The organism is Staphylococcus agnetis (assembly GCF_002901865.1).
Taxonomy (GTDB): Bacteria; Bacillota; Bacilli; order Staphylococcales; family Staphylococcaceae; genus Staphylococcus; species Staphylococcus agnetis.
The window spans coordinates 15,853-37,767 of record NZ_PPQF01000039.1 but is presented as its reverse complement, the minus strand read 5'-3'; the positions used below and the strand labels follow the sequence as shown (position 1 = coordinate 37,767).

At 36.6% G+C, this 21,915-nt stretch carries 28 protein-coding genes; 21 read left to right on the top strand and 7 right to left on the bottom strand.

From position 1 onward, the window contains the following. The 3 genes from CD172_RS06730 to CD172_RS06720 all read left to right on the top strand — a co-directional run. The coding region (locus CD172_RS06730) for a MepB family protein (protein ID WP_103345867.1) at window positions 1-444 on the top strand (444 nt) is incomplete at its 5' end. A gap of 21 nt (window positions 445-465) precedes the next feature. Next, complete coding sequence (fosB, locus tag CD172_RS06725) at window positions 466-885, top strand: metallothiol transferase FosB (RefSeq protein WP_103345866.1); 420 nt, start codon at window positions 466-468, stop codon at window positions 883-885. A 146-nt stretch (window positions 886-1,031) separates the two neighbouring features. Then, on the top strand, window positions 1,032-1,730 hold the full coding sequence (locus tag CD172_RS06720) for an HAD family hydrolase (RefSeq protein ID WP_103345865.1): 699 nt from the start codon (window positions 1,032-1,034) through the stop codon (window positions 1,728-1,730). A 29-nt stretch (window positions 1,731-1,759) separates the two neighbouring features. Here CD172_RS06720 and CD172_RS06715 read toward each other — a convergent pair whose 3' ends face one another. Together CD172_RS06715 and CD172_RS06710 are read right to left on the bottom strand one after the other, a co-directional pair. Continuing rightward, entirely contained in the window at window positions 1,760-2,425 is a 666-nt protein-coding gene (locus CD172_RS06715; protein WP_037566330.1) for a deoxynucleoside kinase, read from the bottom strand. Next, window positions 2,418-3,035, bottom strand: coding sequence for a deoxynucleoside kinase (locus CD172_RS06710; RefSeq protein WP_103345864.1), 618 nt, complete (start codon window positions 3,033-3,035; stop codon window positions 2,418-2,420). Before CD172_RS06710 ends, CD172_RS06715 begins: the two co-directional genes overlap by 8 nt. A 67-nt stretch (window positions 3,036-3,102) precedes the next feature. Between CD172_RS06710 and tadA the strand changes: the two genes are divergently transcribed. From tadA to CD172_RS06695, 3 genes are all read left to right on the top strand, one after another. Then, entirely contained in the window at window positions 3,103-3,600 is a 498-nt protein-coding gene (tadA, locus tag CD172_RS06705) for a tRNA adenosine(34) deaminase TadA (RefSeq protein ID WP_037566332.1), read from the top strand. 138 nt (window positions 3,601-3,738) lie between these two features. Further along, window positions 3,739-4,608, top strand: a complete 870-nt coding sequence (locus CD172_RS06700) for a Cof-type HAD-IIB family hydrolase (protein ID WP_103345863.1) — start codon at window positions 3,739-3,741, stop codon at window positions 4,606-4,608. A 17-nt stretch (window positions 4,609-4,625) separates the two neighbouring features. Continuing rightward, entirely contained in the window at window positions 4,626-5,192 is a 567-nt protein-coding gene (locus tag CD172_RS06695) for an NADPH-dependent FMN reductase (protein WP_037566334.1), read from the top strand. Between the two features lie 107 nt (window positions 5,193-5,299). Here the strand turns inward: CD172_RS06695 and folE2 are convergent, their stop codons facing one another. The 4 genes from folE2 to CD172_RS06675 form a co-directional block, all read right to left on the bottom strand. Continuing rightward, window positions 5,300-6,178 carry a GTP cyclohydrolase FolE2 gene (gene folE2 / locus CD172_RS06690; protein ID WP_103345862.1) on the bottom strand — a complete coding sequence of 293 codons (879 nt, stop codon included), beginning with the start codon at window positions 6,176-6,178 and terminating at the stop codon, window positions 5,300-5,302. Window positions 6,179-6,256: 78 nt separating this feature from the next. After that, a complete protein-coding gene (gene bshB2 / locus CD172_RS06685) occupies window positions 6,257-6,934 on the bottom strand; it encodes a bacillithiol biosynthesis deacetylase BshB2 (protein WP_103345861.1) in 678 nt (225 codons plus the stop codon). Between the two features lie 12 nt (window positions 6,935-6,946). Next, a complete protein-coding gene (locus CD172_RS06680) occupies window positions 6,947-7,306 on the bottom strand; it encodes a YojF family protein (RefSeq protein WP_103345860.1) in 360 nt (119 codons plus the stop codon). 109 nt (window positions 7,307-7,415) lie between these two features. Next, window positions 7,416-8,225 (bottom strand): MurR/RpiR family transcriptional regulator, encoded by an 810-nt coding sequence (locus CD172_RS06675; protein WP_103345859.1) that lies wholly within the window; start codon window positions 8,223-8,225, stop codon window positions 7,416-7,418. 126 nt (window positions 8,226-8,351) lie between these two features. Here CD172_RS06675 and CD172_RS06670 point away from each other — a divergent pair, with 126 nt between their 5' ends. The 11 genes from CD172_RS06670 to CD172_RS06620 all read left to right on the top strand — a co-directional run bounded on the left by CD172_RS06670 (window position 8,352) and on the right by CD172_RS06620 (window position 17,676). Further along, window positions 8,352-9,878 carry a PTS transporter subunit EIIC gene (locus tag CD172_RS06670; protein WP_103345858.1) on the top strand — a complete coding sequence of 509 codons (1,527 nt, stop codon included), beginning with the start codon at window positions 8,352-8,354 and terminating at the stop codon, window positions 9,876-9,878. A gap of 17 nt (window positions 9,879-9,895) precedes the next feature. Beyond that, window positions 9,896-10,567 (top strand): N-acetylmannosamine-6-phosphate 2-epimerase, encoded by a 672-nt coding sequence (locus CD172_RS06665; RefSeq protein ID WP_103345857.1) that lies wholly within the window; start codon window positions 9,896-9,898, stop codon window positions 10,565-10,567. Window positions 10,568-10,572: 5 nt separating this feature from the next. Then, window positions 10,573-11,301 carry a glucosamine-6-phosphate deaminase gene (gene nagB / locus CD172_RS06660; RefSeq protein ID WP_103345856.1) on the top strand — a complete coding sequence of 243 codons (729 nt, stop codon included), beginning with the start codon at window positions 10,573-10,575 and terminating at the stop codon, window positions 11,299-11,301. Between the two features lie 85 nt (window positions 11,302-11,386). Next, complete coding sequence (gene hxlA / locus CD172_RS06655; protein WP_037566341.1) at window positions 11,387-12,025, top strand: 3-hexulose-6-phosphate synthase; 639 nt, start codon at window positions 11,387-11,389, stop codon at window positions 12,023-12,025. A gap of 1 nt (window position 12,026) precedes the next feature. Beyond that, entirely contained in the window at window positions 12,027-12,572 is a 546-nt protein-coding gene (hxlB, locus tag CD172_RS06650; RefSeq protein ID WP_037566342.1) for a 6-phospho-3-hexuloisomerase, read from the top strand. Window positions 12,573-12,698: 126 nt separating this feature from the next. After that, window positions 12,699-14,057, top strand: coding sequence for an AMP-binding protein (locus CD172_RS06645; protein ID WP_037566343.1), 1,359 nt, complete (start codon window positions 12,699-12,701; stop codon window positions 14,055-14,057). After that, window positions 14,050-15,189, top strand: a complete 1,140-nt coding sequence (locus CD172_RS06640) for a thiolase family protein (protein ID WP_103345855.1) — start codon at window positions 14,050-14,052, stop codon at window positions 15,187-15,189. The genes CD172_RS06645 and CD172_RS06640 overlap by 8 nt, the downstream gene beginning before the upstream one ends. Beyond that, window positions 15,164-15,520 (top strand): hypothetical protein, encoded by a 357-nt coding sequence (locus CD172_RS06635; protein WP_103345854.1) that lies wholly within the window; start codon window positions 15,164-15,166, stop codon window positions 15,518-15,520. The genes CD172_RS06640 and CD172_RS06635 overlap by 26 nt, the downstream gene beginning before the upstream one ends. Continuing rightward, window positions 15,517-15,777, top strand: coding sequence for a hypothetical protein (locus CD172_RS06630; RefSeq protein WP_037566345.1), 261 nt, complete (start codon window positions 15,517-15,519; stop codon window positions 15,775-15,777). The genes CD172_RS06635 and CD172_RS06630 overlap by 4 nt, the downstream gene beginning before the upstream one ends. A gap of 398 nt (window positions 15,778-16,175) precedes the next feature. Continuing rightward, a complete protein-coding gene (locus CD172_RS06625; protein ID WP_103345853.1) occupies window positions 16,176-16,472 on the top strand; it encodes a hypothetical protein in 297 nt (98 codons plus the stop codon). A 313-nt stretch (window positions 16,473-16,785) separates the two neighbouring features. Further along, window positions 16,786-17,676: a hypothetical protein gene (locus CD172_RS06620; protein WP_103345852.1), complete on the top strand. Its 891-nt coding sequence runs from the start codon at window positions 16,786-16,788 to the stop codon at window positions 17,674-17,676. A 261-nt stretch (window positions 17,677-17,937) separates the two neighbouring features. Here the strand turns inward: CD172_RS06620 and thiD are convergent, their stop codons facing one another. Then, window positions 17,938-18,768, bottom strand: coding sequence for a bifunctional hydroxymethylpyrimidine kinase/phosphomethylpyrimidine kinase (thiD, locus tag CD172_RS06615; RefSeq protein WP_103345851.1), 831 nt, complete (start codon window positions 18,766-18,768; stop codon window positions 17,938-17,940). A gap of 132 nt (window positions 18,769-18,900) precedes the next feature. Here thiD and CD172_RS06610 point away from each other — a divergent pair, with 132 nt between their 5' ends. The 4 genes from CD172_RS06610 (at window position 18,901) to CD172_RS06595 (ending at window position 21,871) form a co-directional block, all read left to right on the top strand. Continuing rightward, entirely contained in the window at window positions 18,901-19,563 is a 663-nt protein-coding gene (locus tag CD172_RS06610) for a uracil-DNA glycosylase (RefSeq protein WP_103345850.1), read from the top strand. After that, window positions 19,560-19,907: a DUF5327 family protein gene (locus tag CD172_RS06605; protein ID WP_103345849.1), complete on the top strand. Its 348-nt coding sequence runs from the start codon at window positions 19,560-19,562 to the stop codon at window positions 19,905-19,907. Before CD172_RS06610 ends, CD172_RS06605 begins: the two co-directional genes overlap by 4 nt. Before the next feature lie 21 nt (window positions 19,908-19,928). Then, window positions 19,929-20,291: a DUF423 domain-containing protein gene (locus CD172_RS06600; protein WP_103345848.1), complete on the top strand. Its 363-nt coding sequence runs from the start codon at window positions 19,929-19,931 to the stop codon at window positions 20,289-20,291. Between the two features lie 128 nt (window positions 20,292-20,419). After that, window positions 20,420-21,871, top strand: a complete 1,452-nt coding sequence (locus CD172_RS06595; protein ID WP_037566352.1) for an APC family permease — start codon at window positions 20,420-20,422, stop codon at window positions 21,869-21,871. Window positions 21,872-21,915 lie beyond the last annotated feature (44 nt).

The window sequence follows — 21,915 nt, the reverse complement described above, 5'->3', positions numbered from 1 at the left end:
GTCCTAGTACTTAGTGATTATAAAAAAGAGTTATGGAATAAGAAATATGAAGCTCTCAATTTACATATCAATGGACGTTTATTTAAAAGTAGATTAGCAAATAAAACGCCTAATAAAGAAGGATATTTTTTATCCATTTGGCAAAAGAATCAGATAAATAAAAATGTCCCTTTTCATAGTGAGAATCATATTGATAAAGTCATTATTACTGTAATAGATGGTGCTAAAGTAGGGCAATTTATATTTTCTAAAGAAGCACTGATTGATCATGGTATTTTAAGTTCAACGACGTATAACGGTAAAATGGCTATTCGTGTTTATCCTACTTGGATAAAGCATCTCAATGCAACAGCGTTATCAACGCAGAAATGGCAATCAAATTATTTTATTGACTTGTCAGATGGAATAAATCTCAATGATATAGAGTCAATGTATTTAAACTGAATAATAAACTCGGAGGAATTTATGATTCACGGAATTAATCATATTACATTTTCAGTTTCTGATATAAAAAGGTCAACGCAATTCTATAAAGAAGTTTTAAAGGCCAAAATAGTTATGGAAAATGAAACAATTGTCTTTTTTACTCTTGGGAATGTTTGGTTTGCACTAAATGAAGAAAAAGATATTCCAAGACATGATATGCAAATCGGTTATACACATTTGGCATTATCTATTTCTGGAAAAGATTTTGAAGATTGGTATTATTGGTTAAAAGTAAATAAAGTGAATATTTTAAAAGGGAGAAATAGAGATATTAAGGAGAAAAAATCTATTTATTTCACAGATCCAGACGGTTATTTATTAGAACTTCATACGGGAACACTGATGGATAGAATTAATTATTATAATCATTTAGACAATGATACTAAATGTTTTGAGTAATAAAATATAGTCTCTTTATATTAATAACTATCAAGCTATTCACCGTAATGATATGTTTCATAGAGTGGCATACTCTTATACATACAGCGATTTTTATTAACAACATCTTATGAATGAAATATCTTATGTGTAATGGAGGTGACAAAATGCCAAACGCGATATGGTTAATGTTTGACAAGGATGGTACATTAATTCAATTTGATCAAAGTTGGGTGAAGATAGGGATTCAACTCGTTGAAGATGTGTGCGCACATTTTCATATTAAAGACATTCATCGAGTGAAAAAAGATGTAGGTATTGAGAAAGGTGCATTTACACCTGGTAGCATTATGGCCTCAGGTACTTTAGAGGAAATGGTGACCGTGTTTAATCAATATACAGATCAAGATACGACGTCATATACGACACAAAGAAGCCAAGCACTCATTCATGCACGTGAACCCGAGGTCATATTATTTGAAGGGGTGGCCTCTATGCTTCATACGCTAAAATCACAAGGGTATCACCTCGGTATTTTGACGAGTGACAATCGTACAGGCATGGCGCACTTTTTTGAGAAGACACAACTGCAATCGTTATTTGACATCGTTATTACTACCAATGGTGATCATTACGAAAAGCCAGACCCGCGTATTTTAGAGCCGTTATGGGAGCGAGGGGTAAAAGGTCGCGACATGATAATAATAGGAGATACCGATAATGATATGAAAACAGGTCGTAATGCGCATGCACTATTCAACGTTGGTGTGCGTACAGGATTAGGAGATCTAGCTACCTTTGTTGATGCGGATATTATTTTAAATGAAGTTACGGAACTTCCGAGTATATTAAAAACAACCCATTGAATGCGTTATAGCTTCAATGGGTTGCGTAATTATTGACGCTGGTCAACTTGACGATGAGTTTGAATAATATGTCCAACTTTTTCAAGTACAGCATCTATGGAATTAGGGTCGTCATATAAATCATATTCATTGATATTGACACGAACGACTGGACAAGCATTAAATTGATTAATCCACGTATCATAACGTGCAAATAACTTTTTCCAATATTCTGGGTCTGTGTTCATTTCCATTTCGCGCCCACGCGCATGAATGCGATTAATGACACTTTTATAATCTGATTCAAGATAAATTAAAACATCTGGTTTAGGGAAATAAGGTGTCATCACCATCGCATTAAATAAATTTGAATAGGTTTCAAAGTCTTCAGGTGTCATTGTTCCTTGTTCTTCATGCATTTTAGCGAAGATATCTACGTCTTCATAAATAGAACGGTCTTGTATAAACCCACCGCCATATTCAAACATGCGCTTTTGTTCTTTAAAACGTTCTGCTAAAAAGTATATTTGTAGATGAAAACTCCAACGCGTGAAATCGTCATAAAATTTATCTAAATAAGGATTATGATCTACGTTTTCAAATGACGTTCTAAAATTTAATTTATCAGCAATTGCTTGCGTTAAAGATGATTTTCCGACACCAACTGTGCCAGCTATCGTTATGACAGCATTTGAGGGTATGCCAAAGTTATTCAAATGTGTTTCCTCCAATTAGTTCATTTATTTGATTTAAAATTGTGTCATAATCTGAACTGTTTTTGACAAAGTCCAGATGTGTTGTATCGATACGTAACACGTGATGACCATGTGCTTTTAACGATTCATAATAAGCCAAATAATCAGCTTTTAATTTTAATAAGTAGTCATCTTCAATATGTATTTCAAAATCACGATTTCTAATTTTGATGCGTTCTTTTAAACGGAATAATTCAGCGTCTAAAAAAACGATATAATCGGGCATTCTTAAATCTTCGGTTAAAATATCATAAATTCTTGAAAATTTATCAAATTCTATAGGTGATAAGGTATTTCGTGCGAAGATTTTGTTTTTATAAATATGATAATCACTTACAATACCTTGATGCATCGAACCCAAATCTTGATAATCTTTATATCGATTACACAAGAAAAACATTTCTGTTTGGAAACTCCATTTAGAAATATCTTCATAAAAATCGGATAGAAATGGGTTTTCACCTACAATTTCTTTTGCCTCATAAAAATGATAAGATTGACTCAACTTATGTGCTAGCGAAGATTTGCCAACACCAATCGGGCCTTCAATTGCTATAAAAGGTTTATCCATATTTTTTTATCTCCATTTTTTATTTTATCAGTATTACAAATTTTATCACATGTTGGGGTGTTTCTGTATGAGAAGTCATGAATTTTATATGTCAGTCGCGATTGAAGCAGCGAGAGCGGCTGAAAAGTTAGGGGAAGTGCCTATAGGGGCAGTCGTTGTTAAAGATGATGAAATTATTGCGACAGCCTATAATTTAAGAGAAACGTCACAACTTCCAATGGCGCATGCGGAACATTTAGCGATTGAGCGTGCCGCAAAAAAACTAGGAACGTGGCGCCTAGAAGGTTGTACGCTATATGTCACACTTGAACCGTGTGTAATGTGTTCTGGGACGATTGTTATGAGTCGTATTGATACCGTAGTCTATGGTGCGAAAGATCCTAAGGGTGGATGCAGTGGCAGTTTAATGAACCTTGTACAGGATTCACGAATGAACCATCGCGTTAATCTTATTACAGGTATATTAGAATATTCATGTGGAGAATTATTAAAACAGTTTTTTAAACGTCTACGTGAAAATAAGAAGCGCACAAACAAATTAAAATACAATCCACCGAAAGTTTGATAAAATGAATGGCGTACGAAGCGGTTCATTAAAGGTGAATACGTTATTAATCATTTCATATGTAATATGTGATGCTAATGGATACATGTATATAACAAATTTAATGTGAAATGATTTGGCATAGAGTGAGGTAAACATATGATTAAATTAATTGCGACAGATATGGACGGTACATTACTTAATGCGGGGCATGAAGTTTCAGAAGAGAATGTGAAAGCCATTCAATATGCACAGTCATTAGGAATTACAGTGGTAATTGCAACAGGACGTGCGTTTTATGAAGCGAATGACCCAATTCAGCCCACGGGTTTAAAGGTACCGTACATTTGTTTAAATGGTGCCGAAGTACGAGATGAATGTTTTGACATCGTGCATACATCAAACTTAAACCATGAATTATACCAACGTATACGTAATGTGTTGGATGAAAAAAATATTTTTTACCAAGTGTATACAAATTTAGGCATTTATACTGAGGATCCTGAACGTGACTTGGCGATATATCTTGATATTGCGAAACAAATGGGGCAAACACCTAACGTAGAAAAGATACGTGCACATATTCAGCATCGTATTGAAGTGGGGTCTTTAAAAGTCGTAGATAATTACGATAAAGTCGAAGATATTCCAGGTGAGCTTATTATGAAAGTATTAGCGCACGATGTTGATTTAGATAAAATTAATCGTGCAAAAGAACGGTTGGCCAAAAGTGGCAACCTCGCTGTGTCTTCATCAGCAAGAGGAAATATCGAAATTACACATATTGATGCGCAAAAAGGATTAGCAGTGCGCACCATTGCGGAACAACTCGGTATTGAAATGAAAGATGTAATGGCAGTGGGGGATAATTTAAATGATAAATCAATGTTGGAAGTAGTGGGTCATCCTGTTGCGATGGCAAATGCGCTTCCGGAATTAAAAGACATCGCGTCATTTGTGACGGATACTAATGAAAATAGTGGTGTCGCGAAAGCGATTTATCACATTATAGATGAGACAAAGAAATAGGGAGTGACAGTTCAATTATGAAAGGATTAATTATTGTAGGAAGTGCGTCACCCAATTCGCATACACGCGCACTTGCTCAATTTCTAAAAGGACAAATTGAAGCACATCATCATGAAGTTGAAATTTTTGATTTAGCTGAACGTCCTTTGCATATGTTAGATTTTTCAGGACAAAATCCAGTACCAGAGGCGTATCAACGTAATGCAGAACAATTAAAATCTTTAGCAATGGAAGCAGATTTTTTTATACTCGGTACACCAAACTATCATGGTTCTTATTCAGGAAGTTTAAAAAATGCGCTAGATTACTTGAATATGGATTACTTCAAAATGAAACCAGTTGGATTAGTGAACAATAGCGGAGGTATCGTAAGTGCGGAACCATTGTCGCACTTAAGACTCATCGTACGTTCATTACTGGGTATTGCTGTACCTACACAAATCGCAACACACGATTCGGATTACGACAAATTAGAAGATGGCACGTTATATCTATCTAATGAAGAATTTCAACTACGTGCGAAATTATTTATTGATCAAATTTTATCGTTTGCGAAAAATAGTCCATATGAACATTTAAAATAAAAAATCACCTTCAATATTTATAAAATGACGCAAATTGAAAGTGATATCATGATATTCACAGTAATAAAAAAGGGGTGAGCACTATTTTAAGTGACTCACCCTTTCTTTTATTTTCGATATTTTAACTTAGCAAAGGCATCATGTTGGTGAATGGATTCTTCATTTCGGCATTCGATATCAAATCCGTCCAACCAATCGAGTTCAACTAAGTCAGCTGCGATGAGACGAATTAAATCCTCAACAAAACGCGGATTTTCATATGCACGCTCTGTTACACGTTTTTCATCTGGACGCTTTAATATAGGGTAAAGCATGGAACTCGCATTTGCTTCCATCGCATCTAGAATAATCTCTTTATAGTCATCTGATAATGTGGCAGCTTTATTCATATAAGCTTTCACTGTAATAATGCCACGTTGGTTGTGCGCAGAATATTCACTGATTTCTTTAGAACACGGACATAACGTTGTCACAGCCGCTTCTATAGTTAATTCTTTACGTGTTGTTTCATCTCCACGCACCGCCAAGCCATAAGTGACATCAGCGTGCCCAACCGCTTTTATGTCAGTGACAGGACTTTTGCGTTCAAAGAACCATTTCCCTGAAACATCGACTCCTGCACTATGTTGTTTCATATGCGATTTTAAACGGTTCAACAACTGTGTTAATGTATCGAATTCAAGTCGAATCCCATTATCATATTCAGCCTCAACCGCTTCTAAAATTCGGCTCATATTGATGCCTTTTTCATCTTTATTTAAACTTGTAGAAAAACTAAAGTTGCCTGCTGTTTGAAATTGATCAATCCATACAGGATAAACTAAGTTTTTAATACCTACTTCTTCTATTTCAAACAAAAAGTTTTTATGTGTACTTTGAAGATCGGTCATTTCAGCTTTCGTTGTTGGTTTTGTACCTTGGATAGGGTCTACAGAACCAAAATGTTTCCAACGACCTTCTCTGGTTGATAAATCAAATTCAGTCATGTTACTTCCTCCACTATATTTGCTCAGGATTAAGACAGATCATTTTTTGCTTAATCCTTCAATTCGAATGTTTTGGATTTAATCAAAATGATACGTCCAAAATGTTTCGGTAGTTAAAAATGCGGCCGCATCACTCGGCACGCCTGAAGCACGTCCTTGAGGATTTGCCAGTTGTTCTAAAAACGGCCCTGTTTGTGATTGATGTGCTTCAAAAGCTTTTAATTTTTGCTCTTTATACTCAGAAATGTCATTGACGATATCCGGTTCGCCCAATGCATCTACAGCGTCATTACTAAATGCAACGAGTTGCAATTTCGGTCGTTCTGTTTCAGGGAGACGTTGAACAGTCCGAACAACAGCTTCTGCAGTCGCTTCATGATCAGGATGAACGGCATAACCTGGATAAAACGAAATGATTGTAGAAGGATTCGTGTCATCAATAAGTCCTTGTATCATTGCATCCATTTCATCATGAGGCTCAAACTCAACTGTTTTATCACGTAAGCCCATTTTACGCAAATGCGTGATACCAATAACGTTGGCCGCTTCTTCAAGTTCGCGCTCACGAATATGCGTTAATGATTCACGCGTGGCTACAGGAGGGTTGCCTAAGTTGCGTCCCATTTGCCCTAATGTTAAACATGCATAAGTGACAGGGACGCCCTCATCAACAAAGCGTGCAAGGGTACCAGCAGATGAAAATGTTTCATCATCAGGATGTGGAAATATCACTAAAATATGTCGTTCCATAGCCATTATGCATCCCTCCTAAATTTCAAACGCTTGTCGACTAATTTCAAGTACAGCCGCAAGTTGTCCTTCATAATTAAATCCAGCTATCAACAAAGCATCATTGTCAGCGACTTCATAATGCGTCAGTCCTTGAACATACACCCAGCCATGATTGTCCAATTTAAGGCCAATACGGTAAGGCTCTTTGCCGCCGCCTTTTAATTGTGCGTGTTGATAATTGACTTGAATATTGCGTAAAAATGTCCCTGCATTGAAAACACGTTGATCGAAATGGTTGGCATAGGCACCATTAGTCGTTTCAACGTGCAAATAGACAGGTTGATTTGCATATTGATTTAATAAAGCTTGAAGCTTGTCTTCATGAATAGGTTGCAAAGCGTTCACTGCCTCCCTGATATGATTATCTGTCTATTTTACTAAAAAATGTGTCAAATTTGTATATGTCTGCTCATTTTATATTGCAAAATTCATAAAGTATTTGAGCCTATCGTTGTTTGCGCTTAGCAACTAATGTCTCATAACTTTGTGAAAAGTGATGTAAACGGGATGTGTCTTGAAGTAAATGATAGCTTACCAAATCAATAATAAAATGTGTGGCTAATTGTGAATTGATAAAATAATGATCATGGGTAAATTGACGATCCGCTGTCAAAATAATATGGTCGCACACGTGTTCTAATGAGGCGGTTTTATAATGTGATAATGCTAAAATTTTAGCGCCTGCTTTTTGTGCCTGACTTAAACTATCTAATATTTCAGCTGTTGCGCCACTATTGGTAAGGGCAACGACGGTGGTTTGTTCATCACACATTTGTTCAATTACTGCCATTAAGTGTGCATCTGTGATCGCCATCGCTTTAAAGCCCATGCGGATGGTACGAAAATAAAATTCTTGGGCACTTAACCCAGAACTACCAATACCAATAAATATAATTTTTTGACTATGTTGAATCGCTTCTACGAGTGCCAACAAGTCAGATTGAATAATAAATTCACCTGTATGATTCAAAATAGACATATAATGTTGATGCATAATTTGAATGGCAGGCTCGTTTTCAATGACATCTTGATGAAATTCATGTTGAATCGCAAAACGTAACGATTGAAAACTATCATAATCTAACTTATGCGCAAAGCGACTCACACTTGAAGAAGACACACCAATATCACGTGCAAAAGATTGTATGTTCCCAATATCCGTAGCACAGTCTAATTTTAAAATTGCTTCTGCGATGATACGTTCAGATTTCGTAAATTGAGGATAAAAATGTTGAATACGATTTTCAAGTTTCATCTTATCGCGCTCCTTTTATTCAGTATAATTGAAAATATTTTTCGAAACAATATAACATATTGACAGTTTATTTCACGGTGCTATATTGAACTTAGAAGCATAAGGGAGAAAGGGGTTTGGGGTATCATGAAAAAAGCGTTTGAAAAGGCTCAACAGTTCGGTAAATCTTTCATGTTGCCGATTGCTATTTTACCAGCAGCAGGGTTGTTACTTGGCATTGGGGGTGCTTTAAGTAATCCGAACACAATTAAAGCCTATCCCATCTTAGATGTTCAATTTTTACAGCACATATTTGTATTAATGAGTTCAGCAGGTAGTATTGTCTTTCAAAATTTACCCGTTATTTTTGCGGTAGGTGTTTCAATTGGGTTAGCTAAAAGTGACAAAGGTACAGCTGGGTTGGCTGCTTTATTAGGCTTTTTAATTATGAATGCAACGATGAATGCTTTATTAACTATCAATGATCATCTTGCAGTAACTGAAGAACTTGCCAAAAAGGGACAAGGTATGGTTCTAGGCATACAAACTGTGGAAACAGGTGTGTTTGGAGGCATCATCATTGGTATCATGACTGCGTTTTTACATAATAAATATAATAAAGTCACGCTACCACAGTTTTTAGGGTTTTTTGGAGGTTCGAGATTTATACCTATTATCACATCGTTTAGTGCTATATTTGTGGGTGTCTTAATGTACTTTATTTGGCCATTTATTCAAGACCTTATCTTTGGTGCAGGTGGAATTGTGAATAAAACAGGTGTTATAGGGACATTCTTTTACGGGTTTATTTTAAGAATGTTAGGACCTTTTGGTTTGCATCATATTTTTTATCTTCCATTTTGGCAAACAGCTTTAGGGGGTTCGCTTGAAGTAAAAGGACATCTTGTGCAAGGCACGCAAAACATCTTTTTTGCACAATTAGGTGATCCGAATGTACACCAATATTATGAAGGTGTATCTAGATTTATGTCTGGTCGTTTTATCACTATGATGTTTGGTTTGTTAGGTGCAGCGCTCGCGATTTATCACACGTCGAAGCCCGAAAATAAAAAGGTTGTGGGTGGATTAATGTTGTCAGCGGCGCTAACGTCATTCTTGACAGGGATTACTGAACCATTAGAATTTAGTTTTTTATTTGTTGCACCGTTATTATATGTGATTCATGCGTTATTAGATGGTTTGGCATTTATGATGGCAGATATTTTTAACATTACGGTTGGTCAAACGTTTAGTGGTGGATTTATAGATTATATATTATTTGGTGTTTTACAAGGAAATGAAAAGACAAATTTCTTATATGTGATACCTATAGGCATCGTGTGGTTTTGCTTATATTATTTCATATTTAAATTACTCATTATTAAAATGAACTTTAAAACGCCTGGCCGCGAAGATGAGCAAATGAATGTTTCTGTCGGTAAAAGTGAAAGAGCGCAAACCATTATAGAAGCTTTAGGAGGTAAAGCCAACATCAATGTGGTGGATTGTTGCGCAACGCGTTTGAGAGTCACACTGTATGATAGTGGGAAATTAAACGAAAGCCAATTAAAAATGACCGAGGCGAAAGGGGTTATTAAACAAGGCAATGGTGTTCAGATTGTATATGGACCGCATGTGACAAGTATTAAGAATGAAATTGAAGAACAGTTATAAATAAAGGAGCGACGTATATGTTACCTCAAGGATTAATCGTATCTTGCCAAGCTTTACCTGATGAGCCACTGCACTCATCGTTTATTATGAGTAAAATGGCGCTAGCCGCTAAAGAAGGTGGTGCTGTAGGGATACGAGCGAACACGAAAGCAGATATTTTAGCGATTAAACAAGAAGTAGATTTACCTGTCATTGGTATTGTTAAAAGAGATTATGAAGGGTCTAGCGTGTTTATCACAGCGACACGTAAGGAAATTGATGAATTAATAGAAAGTGGTTGTGAAGTAATCGCGATGGATGCAACGTTACGCGAACGACCGGCAGAAGATTTAGAAACATTAGTGGCATATGTGCGTCAACAAGCGCCGCATATTGAATTGATGGCAGATATCGCTACGGTTGAAGAAGCGCAACATGCAGAAAATTTAGGATTTGATTACATTGGCACAACATTACATGGTTATACTGAACAAACACAAGGACAGGTGCTCTATGCCAATGATTTTCAATTTTTAGATGAGGTTTTAAAACATGTCAATCAAAAAGTGATTGCTGAAGGGAATGTCATGACACCGGAAATGCTAAAGATTGTAACGGATAAAGGTGTTTATGCGTCTGTTGTTGGGGGAGCAATCACGCGCCCGCGCGATATCACGAAACGTTTTGTAAATGCATTACACGGAGGATGATTCAAATGAAAGTAACAAATCTCGGTACGAAAGATCGTGTGTCATGTTATGTTGCGACTGAATTGTATCAGTTTATGTTGCACCAACCACATGCACGTCTCGGTTTAGCGACAGGAGGAACGATGGTCGATATGTATGGTCATTTAGTAGCTTTATTAAATAAAAATCATCTCGATGTTTCACATATCCATACTTTCAATCTTGATGAATATGTAGGCTTACATGCAACACATCCAGAAAGCTACAATTACTATATGCACCAAATCTTGTTTGATCGTTATCCAAAATTTACAGAAGCGTTTTTGCACATTCCAAATGGAGATGTTGATGACGTTAATAAAGAAGCCATGCGATATGAGACGGTGTTAGATAAAGAAGGACCCATTGATATTCAAATTTTAGGTATCGGACAAAATGGACATATCGGTTTTAATGAACCTGGGACACCGTTTGACACTGAAACACATTGCGTCAATTTAACTGAAAGTACAATAGAAGCGAATAGTCGTTATTTTGAAAATAAGCGTGATGTACCACGTCAGGCAATTTCGATGGGACTTCAATCAATCATGAAAGCAAAACGCATCATTTTAATCGCACTGGGTCCGCATAAAAAAGCGGCAATGACACGCTTGATGACAGGTGAAGTGACGCCAGACTTACCAGCTTCTATTTTGCATCGTCACCCCAATGTGGAGGTTTTTGTTGATGATGAAGCAATGCCTAATTCATAAGCGCATCGTTTGAAACTCCTATTTCTAGGGTATATCCTGAAAATGTAGTTCGTAAAGATAAAAATATGGAGGATTGATTCTAGACATGGAATTACAATTAGCGATTGATTTATTAAATAAAGAAGATGCGGCTGAATTAGCAAAAAAAGTCACAGATTATGTAGATATTGTAGAAATCGGTACGCCGATTGTGATCAATGAAGGCCTCCCAGCAGTCCAACATTTAAAAGATAATGTTGAAGATAGAGATGTTAAAGTATTAGCAGATTTAAAAATTATGGACGCTGCGGATTACGAAGTGAGTCAAGCCATCAAATTTGGTGCGGACGTCGTAACGATTTTAGGTGTTGCAGAAGATGAATCGATTAAAAATGCGATTGCGGAAGCACACAAACATGGAAAACAATTACTTGTGGATTTAATTGCAGTTCAAGATTTAGAAAAACGTGCAAAAGAAATAGATGCAATGGGTGCAGACTATATTGCTGTGCATACAGGTTATGATTTACAAGCGCAAGGCCAATCACCACTTGAAAGTTTGCGTAAAGTGAAATCAGCAATCAGTCAATCCAAAGTTGCCGTTGCAGGTGGTATTAAGCCTGACACCATTAAAGAAGTTGTCGCTGAAAATCCGGATTTAATCATTGTTGGTGGGGGTATCGCAAATGCAGATGACCCTGCTGAAGCCGCTAAACAATGTCGTGAAATCATGGATGGTCAATAAAATGACAGTATTCAATTACCAACTCATTTTAAATGAAATCGAACAGACGTTAAATTCAGTGAATCCTGAATCAGCGCAACAATTTGAACAACAGGTGATTGATGCGCCTACAATATTTGTTTCAGGTAAAGGGCGGTCAGGATTTGTAGCGAATGGTTTTGCGATGCGTTTAAATCAACTTGGTAAAAAAGCGTATGTTGTAGGGGAGTCGACAACGCCGTCGATTCAAAAAGGAGACGTCTTTGTCATTATATCCGGTTCCGGTTCTACGGCGCATTTAAAATTACTTGCTGAAAAAGCAAAAGAAGTTGAAGCGGACGTGTTACTCATTACTACGAAACCTGATTCTGCAATAGGACAGTTGGCGAATCTCGCAATTGAATTGCCGGCGGGCACGAAACATGATGCTGAAGGTTCAGACCAACCGTTAGGAAGTTTATTTGAACAAAGTGCGCAACTCTTTTTAGATAGTCTCGTGTTAAATTTACAAACACGTTTGAATATTTCTGAAGAAACGATGCAACACAATCATGCCAATTTAGAATAAAAGACTACTCAAACTTCTATCAATAAGGCCGGTATAAGGCTTGCGATAGAAGTTTTTTATGTCGTTAATATGCGGTTAAGATGCAGTGTGATAAAATGAAACAAATGTGAGTAAAGAAGTGAAACGATGGCACAATTACTAGAACGTATTGAAACGTATGCGACATGTCAACCGCATGAAATTGCTATACATATTGATGATGAACGCATAGATTATAAGCACTTACAACAACAATTAGAACAAAAAGCAATGCAATTGCCAGATGCGTGTAAAGGTCAACGTGTGGGGCTTTCTTTTAATCGAATTCAAGACTTTGTAGTGCATTATTTGGCAGTGTTACATAAGGGAGGTATTCCTTGTGTTATTGATCCGAAATGGACAGAAGCGCGTCTTCACGCGTTATATGAACGTTATCATATCGGTTTTGTGTTAAATGAGTCAGGTATCGAAGCCACGGCTTATCGATGTGACACACAAACGCGTCCTTTATTACATATCGGCTTTACATCTGGCACAACAGGGTTACCGAAGGCATTTTACCGAAATGAAGCGTCATGGATTGCCTCATTTGAACAAAATGACGCATTAATAGAAAAAACATTAGATGAGCGGTGTACACTTGTTGCACTAGGACCCTATGCACACTCTTTAACGTTGTACGTAATGATATATGCATTATTTTATGGTCGTACCTTTTTGGGGCAAAATAATTATAATATTCAACAATGTGCAACGAGAATTGCATCTTTACACACGCCGTGCATACTCTTTTTAGTGCCCACAATGGTGTATGATTGGGTGCGACATGCGCATCAAAATTCTAACGTGACACATGTATTTATATCTGGAGATAAATTGTCATCATCATTACATCAGCAATTAAAGGCACAATTGCCTTTTGCGACGATTGATGAATTTTTTGGTACGTCTGAAGCGAGTTTTATTAGTGTGAACCGTAATCAAACAGCCCCGTTAAACTCAGTAGGTACGATTTTTCCTAATGTCGATATACACATCGACCAGCCAGACGTGAATGGGGTGGGCAAGTTGTTTGTGCATAGTGCGATGGCTTTTCAAGGGTATGTCGGTCAGACGCCATCGACGTGGATTCAAACCGGTGATTACGCACGAGTTGACCATGATGTCTTGTATTTGCACGGTCGTATAGAAGATATGATGATTATTGGTGGACGTAACGTCTACCCATCAGTAGTTGAGCATTATATTAAAAAATTAGAAGGGATTAAAGACGTGATTATCGTCAAACAACCGCATTCAAAATTTGGTGAATTAGCTGTTGCCCTGTATATCGGAGCGTATACGTTTCACTATCAAACAATGAGACAACAGCTTGCAAAAGTGCTCTCTCGTTATGAAATTCCGTCAAAATTCATTCGCGTAACCACACTCCCTTATACATCAAGTGGGAAAGTATCTCGACGTTTAGCACAACAAAAGTATGAAAGTGGTGATTTTGATGAATAAAGCAGTAATAGTGGCGGCAAAACGAACGCCGATAGGGGTATATGGTGGTAAGTTACATAAATGGGAACCAGAAGATTTACTGAAACCATTACTGCAACATTTTCAGAAGATGCTCCCATGCGATTTGAATACATTGGATGATGTCATTTTAGGTAATGTGGTTGGAAATGGTGGAAATATCGCTCGTAAAAGTCTGTTAGAAGCAGGCATTGATGTACGTGTACCTGGTTTAACAATTGATCGTCAATGTGGGTCGGGTTTAGAGGCGATTCAATTAGCGTGTCGACTTGTAGAGAGTGGTGCAGGTGACTTTTATATTGCTGGAGGTGTAGAGAGTACAAGCCGGGCACCTTGGAAAATGAAGCGACCAACGTCTCTCTATCGTTCAGAGCCCCCACAATTTTTTGAACGTGCCTCATTCGCACCAAGCGATCAAGATCCGTCCATGATTGAGGCAGCTGAAAATGTAGCCCATACCTTTCAAATAACGCGAGAGGATCAGGACAGATTTGCATATACCAGTCACATTAAAACTGCTAAAGCTTTTGAAAATCATCAACTTGACGATGAAATCGTACCTTTAAAAGTTCAAGGATCATGGATGTCGCATGATGAAAGTGTACGTCCTGATATTAAATTAGCGCGCTTAAAACGTTTAAAGCCGTTACTTCCAAATGGAACTGTAACAGTAGGGAATTGCTGTTTAAAGCATGACGGGGCAGCACTTGTAGTTGTAATGTCACAAGAAAAAGCACGTACGCTTGGTCTAACTAAAGGGTTATATTTTAAAGGCTACGTGATTGAAGGGGTTGCGCCTACGCTTTTAGGAAGTGGGCCCATTCCAGCGGTAAAAGAACTTTTAGAAAAGCATCATCTGACTATAACAGATATCGACGCGGTAGAGTTGAATGAAGCCTTTAGCGCACAAGTACTCGCATGCCAACGAGAGCTTAATATTTCTGACGCACAACTCAACCGATACGGTGGCGCTATTGCGATGGGACATCCCTACAGTGCAAGTGGGGCTATTTTAGTGACACGCTTGTTTTACATGACAGATGCAATGCGGACGATAGCGACGATGGGTATTGGAGGAGGCATGGGTAATGCAGCACTGTTCGAACGTTGGTGATAGTGAAACTCGGACGCTTATGATTGATGAGTTTGAATTACAAGCCTATCAAGCATTATTTCGTTATGCTGAAAATGACATACCACCGTTATTTTTTGCGCGTTTTTGGTATATGTTTGAGTTGTTTCAACCTTTCATCACTTTACCGATCACGCTAGTCGAAACGCAAGTCACACAAAATGCCCCACTCCCTAAACAACCGTATGTTCAAGCGACACTGACCTTATTAGAAGCGACAAAGATAAAACATTTTGAGCGCTACCGTTTTGAGATGAATGTCAATGACGTACTAACCGTGCATCACACATTTATAAAGCAGGTGAAACTATGACTTTTAATGAAGCAGACGTGCGACACTATTTGAACATTGTTCAAGATGACAATCCACTTCATCCAAAAATTGTGCCAGGACAGATGGTTATTGAACGTATATGGCAATCACTACATCGCTATCCTTTAACGTACCACGTTAAATATGTAAAACCGATTCATTTAAATGAATCTTACAAAGTAGAAGATCACAACACATTCATTTTAGTAAAAAATACTTTAGATGAAACGATGTTGAAAATCACCTTATCTTTTTAAATATGGTGTTGTGATAAAAATTCTAGTAAAAAAAAGCATCGATTAGGTAAAAGCGTTTTTACTTAATCGATGATTTATATTATTTCAAAAACAAAACACTCATGTACAATGAAGAATAATATTTTTTACGCTCCCTATATTCATTAAAACGTTTCAAAATCCTTAAATAAATAGAAGAAAAGTTAAAAGATTAAAAAAAGCTCGGTGTGTCTATAACAGTTTTATAATTCTGTTGAAAAAACGATTTTATATTGACCGTTGAAAGACGACGGAATCATTTAGGGCGTAAGAAAATTTAACAAAGTTCAAATTCAGGGGGGAGACTTAAAATTAATTTTTTATAAAATTGTGGTTTTATATGTTACAATACAAGGAATATTTATAGGAGTTGATTATATATGAAATTGATTGATAATTTGGATTATTCAGACGAACAAAAAATATTTCTTTTAAATATTGGTGGGTTGGATTTATATAAAGTCCGTAAGCATGCAATAAAAACAATTGAAAAATTAACTAAACCCTATTTACCTAAACATCATAGTTATACATTTATGGATATCGATAACATGACTGTGTTGCTAATCAAATCAGAAATTCAATTTATTCCTGATTTGATTAGAGCGTTGAGTAAAAAGAATTTAGGTGTATATGAAGTTAGATTATATGAAGAAAAAGAAAATATTTTTGATTAATTTGTATGCATAGTTTGTATACCATTTTTTATAGCGTCATTGATTAATGAATGCGTTTGGCAATTACTACAACACTATCCTAAAGTTTACAAAGTAAAATATGTGAACCCGATTCACTTAAATGAAACGATGCTCAACTTTATAAATCGATATTTAATGATGAAACATTCACAGTGCTTAGGTATTTTATTTTATTAAGTGCATTATTAGTATATTAAGAATTTAAAAAGTAATTTATAATTTGGAATGTTATAATAATGAGTGATATATATCATAAAAATGATAGACATATTTAGGGGAGGAATGAAGACAGATGAAGAAGTGGATTCTAATAGTGATGACCCTTGTTTTAGTATCAGCGTGCGGTAATGATCAACAATCGGCACAACCATCTCATAAAGATGAAAAATCAGCCACACATAAGCAAGATTCTGCTGATACATCACAAAAAGCATCAAGGGACAGTCAAGCATCATCATCTAATACAACAAAGAAAACTACACATGAGGACGCCGTCGCCAAATTGTCGGATCAGATGAAAGCAGCTTTAGTATTTTCATCACCAGAAGCAACTGCGTTTACATTATCGAAAGAAGAAATTTTAACGGGTGTTTTCGAACAAGATTATTTGAATAAACCTCAAAAGAAACAATTGTATAAATTATATTTAATTGAATCAAAAGGGTATACAAACGGACCCGATGATATGAAATTTTATAGCGTTTATCCGCCCAAAAAAGGGTTTAATACCGTCATGGGAATTGGAAAGCATAAAGCATTTATCGGAGGTACGCAAAGTCCAGGAACGTATCAACAATTATTAGAAACGGGTAAAGAATTAGATTTAGACACGTTATATGCCCAAAATAAACAATTTAAATCACTAACCGAACTATCACAAAAAGTTGAATTTACAAACAAAAATCCTATGGAAAATGAAGCAACGCGTAAAGATTTTGAAGGAAAAGAGAACCCAGCAACTATGGCACATGCGCGAAGCCAAGTGTATGAGATGATTAACAAATTTGAAGGAAAACCCATCAATACAAAAGATTATATTTGGGATAATGTGCGTTGGGACAATGGTCTCACTGGGTGGACAGTGAATTATCGCAATCATAATTTAGAGATTGTGGGTACATACAAACAAGTAGAAGGACAGCCTCTTGTTAAATTGGATGCAAATGGTCATAAAATCAAATAGCAATTAATAAGTTTAAGTTTTATAATACATCGGTCTAGTGAATCATTAGCGCGTATCATTAGATCGATTTTTGTTTTTTGAAAAATAACGCAATAAACCTTTTATTAAAAGTAACCAAACCATCATTTAAAAGAGAAAAAATGTGCTAATTATATTTTTATATTACAAGTAACATAAAAACCTTCAAAATCAACATAATGGATTTTGAAGGTTCTATTATAGGTCTGATTTAATTTGGTTATTTTGCGTGACCTTTATTTTTTAAATTTCTGTAACTTCAACGTCAATTTTTTCAATGCGGTTAGCGGCACCATGATCAACTGGGCCTACAAAGTCGTTCATTTTCCATCCATTTTTAATCGCTGAAGCAACAAACGCTTTTGCATTAATAACAGCTTCTTTTGGTGTTAAGCCGTTTGCCAAATTTGCTGTCGTTGCAGCGGCAAACGTACATCCTGCACCATGATTATAACTTTGTTGGAACATATCTGTCGTTAATTGATAGAATGTTTGACCATCATAATACAAATCATATGACTTATCTTGATCCAGTGCTTTACCACCTTTAATGACTACATGTTGTGCACCTTGATCATGAATGATTTGAGCCGCTTTTTTCATATCTTCTATAGATTTTAATGTGCCTAATCCTGACAATTGACCTGCTTCAAACAAGTTGGGCGTCACAACAGTTGCTTTTGGCAGTAAATATTTAATCATTGCATCAGTATTTCCCGGGTTTAATACTTCGTCTTCCCCTTTACATACCATAACAGGGTCTACAACGAAATGCTTTGCGCCAGACTTTGTAAAAGCTTCCCCGGCACGTTTGATAACTTCTTGTGTTCCAAGCATACCTGTTTTAACGGCATCTGGGCCAATACTAATGACCGTTTCGAGTTGTTTATTAAACACATCGAATGGAATTGGCGTCACATCGTGTGACCATGTGTTTTTATCCATAGTCACAATTGCAGCAAGTGCAACCATGCCATAAGTGTCATGCTCTTGAAATGTTTTTAAATCAGCTTGCATGCCAGCACCAGCACTTGTGTCAGAACCTGCAATGGTTAATACTTTTTTTAATGCCATTATTTATACACTCCTCGAATTCAATTATTAATTATTATCATATCATGCACGGCTTTAAGTGGAAATATATTCGTTTTAACGCGGGCGAGTTTTTCATTGAATTGTGTTAAAATGTGAACTGAGGTGAAGGTTATGGAATGGTCCACCATTTTTCATGAAATAAAATCAAAACATGATTTTAAAGCAATGCATGATTTTTTAGAAAAAGAGTATGCGACTGAAATTGTTTATCCAGAACGTAAAAATATATACCAAGCGTTTGATTTAACACCATTTGACAATGTCAAAGTTGTGATTTTAGGTCAAGATCCTTATCACGGTCCGAACCAAGCACATGGTCTTGCTTTTTCAGTCCAACCTAATGCGAAATTTCCACCTTCGTTACGCAATATGTATAAAGAGTTAGAGGCTGACATTGGCTGTCATCGTACGTCGCCACACTTGCAAGATTGGGCGCGAGAGGGTGTTCTGTTATTAAATACTGTGCTTACAGTTCGCCATGGAGAAGCGCACTCTCATCGAGATATTGGTTGGGAAACGTTTACCAATGAAATCATTCAAGCTATCTCAGACAATCGTGAGGGTGTTGTATTTATTTTATGGGGAAAACCTGCACAACAAAAAGAACGCCTCATTGATACGTCAAAACATTTTATTATAAAATCACCCCATCCGAGCCCATTGTCGGCACATCGTGGTTTTTTTGGTTCAAAACCGTATTCACAAGCAAATGCTTATTTAGAACAGCAAGGCAAAACACCCATTCATTGGTGTGAAAAAGGAGGAGACGCATGATTAAAGATAAACTTATCGAATTAATTGAAGCAGAACTCGTTAAAGCAGATGCATCTGCTTCGGATGCTGAATTTCATAAACATATGTATGCCATTCATACGCTTACATCATTATATTCACATTCCGCTTCACAATCTTCTGCACCATCCTTACAGCGTAAGCAAGGGGAGCAAGCTACCGTTTCACACGCTTCATCCTCTGCACAGACGGTAACAGATGAAGAAATTCGTTTAATGGGTGGTAAAGTGCCATCACAAGCGTCACATGCATCACACACGCCTTCGAATCCTCGAATGATCACAGATGATGCCTTAGGAAATGGAGAATCACTTTTTGACTTTTAATAAATGATAGGAGCGAAACTTATGAAAGTATTTATAATTTTAGGCGCATTAAATGCACTATTCGCTGTTGGCACAGGTGCATTCGGCGCACATGCTTTAGAAGGAAAACTCTCTGAACACTATATGTCTGTTTGGGAAAAAGCGACGATGTACCAAATGTACCATGCATTGGGATTAGTACTGATTGGTATTGTTGGTGGTGCATTTGACGTAAATGTAGGATGGGCCGGTTGGCTTATGTTTTTAGGTATTCTGTTCTTCAGTGGTTCATTATACATTTTGTCGCTCACAGGTGTGAGTGTATTAGGAGCTATAACGCCCATTGGTGGTGTTTTATTCGTCGTAAGTTGGCTAATGCTTGCGGTTGCAGCTTTTAAAATATAATTTATTTAACACACATTTCAAGATTTGCTTTGGCAAATTAATGATAAAATGTGTGTTTTTAATTTGTTTAAGAAAATGATTGTTAATTTTTTAGTCATCGGTATAATGTAACAAGGGGTGAATAGTATATGCAAAATAAACACAATCAAATTGATCGTGGAGATTTACAAGCTAATTTATCAGAGAAGTTTGTTTGGGCGATTGCTTACGGCTCTTGTATAGGATGGGGGTCCTTTATTTTACCAGGTGACTGGATTGCACAATCAGGTCCGATTGCGGCATCAATTGGCATTTTAATTGGTGCATTACTCATGATAGTGATTGCCGTAAGTTATGGCGCTTTAGTCGAACGCTTCCCAGTTTCAGGTGGAGGATTCGCGTTTAGTTATTTAGGATTCGGGCGTTATGTTAGTTTTTTCTCATCTTGGTTTTTAACATTTGGATATATATGTGTTGTTGCATTAAATGCGACAGCGTTTAGTTTATTAATTAAATTTTTACTACCAGACTTATTGGAAGTTGGAAAATTATATACGATTGCTGGTTGGGATGTATACATCACTGAAATTATCATAGCTACAGTCTTATTACTCGTATTTATGCTTATTGCGATAAAAGGTGCAAGCGTCTCAGGTTCATTGCAATATTATTTTTGTGTTGCGATGGTCACAGTGGTCGTATTACTTTTTATCAGTTCCTTCTTTGGTTCGAACTTTTCATTAGACAATTTAAAACCGCTCAATGGTCCAAAATATGGATGGTTTCAGGCGATAGTCATGATTGTAGCGGTTGCACCATGGGCTTATGTCGGGTTTGATAATATTCCTCAAACAGCCGAGGAATTTAATTTCTCTCCGAATAAAACATTTAAACTGATTGTTTATAGTTTGATTGCTGCCGGCCTAACGTATACAATGATGATTTTGTATACAGGATGGTTAAGTGGTGCGAGTCAAGATTTATGGTTAACAGGTTCTGTGACACGTGAAGCATTTGGAACGATAGGTCTAGGCGTTTTAGCAATTGCCATTATTATGGGTATTTTTACTGGATTGAATGGATTCTTGCTTAGTTCAAGTCGCTTATTGTTTTCAATGGGGCGTTCAGGCATTATGCCAACGGTTTTTAGTAAATTACACCCGAAATATAAAACGCCTTATGTGGCAATTATCTTTTTAGTAGCGTTGACATTGATTGCACCTTGGTTAGGGCGTACAGCACTCACTTGGATTGTAGACATGTCTTCTACAGGAGTATCTGTCGCTTACTTTGTTACATGTCTAGCTGCAACAAAATTATTTAGTTATGACAAATCAAGTCCCTCATATGGACCAGTTTACAAAACCTTTGCTATTGTTGGATCGGTGATAGCATTTGTGTTTTTATTCTTGTTATTATTCCCATGGTCGCCTGCTGCTTTATCAGGTCCGTCTTATATTGCATTGGCAGGTTGGACCGTTTTAGGCCTTATTTTCTTTTTTATCCGTTATCCGAAGTTACGTAAAATGGATAAAGATGAACTATCAAAATTAATTTTAGATGCGAATAATAAAGATGTCGTGAAAATGATAGAAAAATAATACGTTAAAAAGGTGTACACAGTCCCTTTATATTGAGTCTTCAA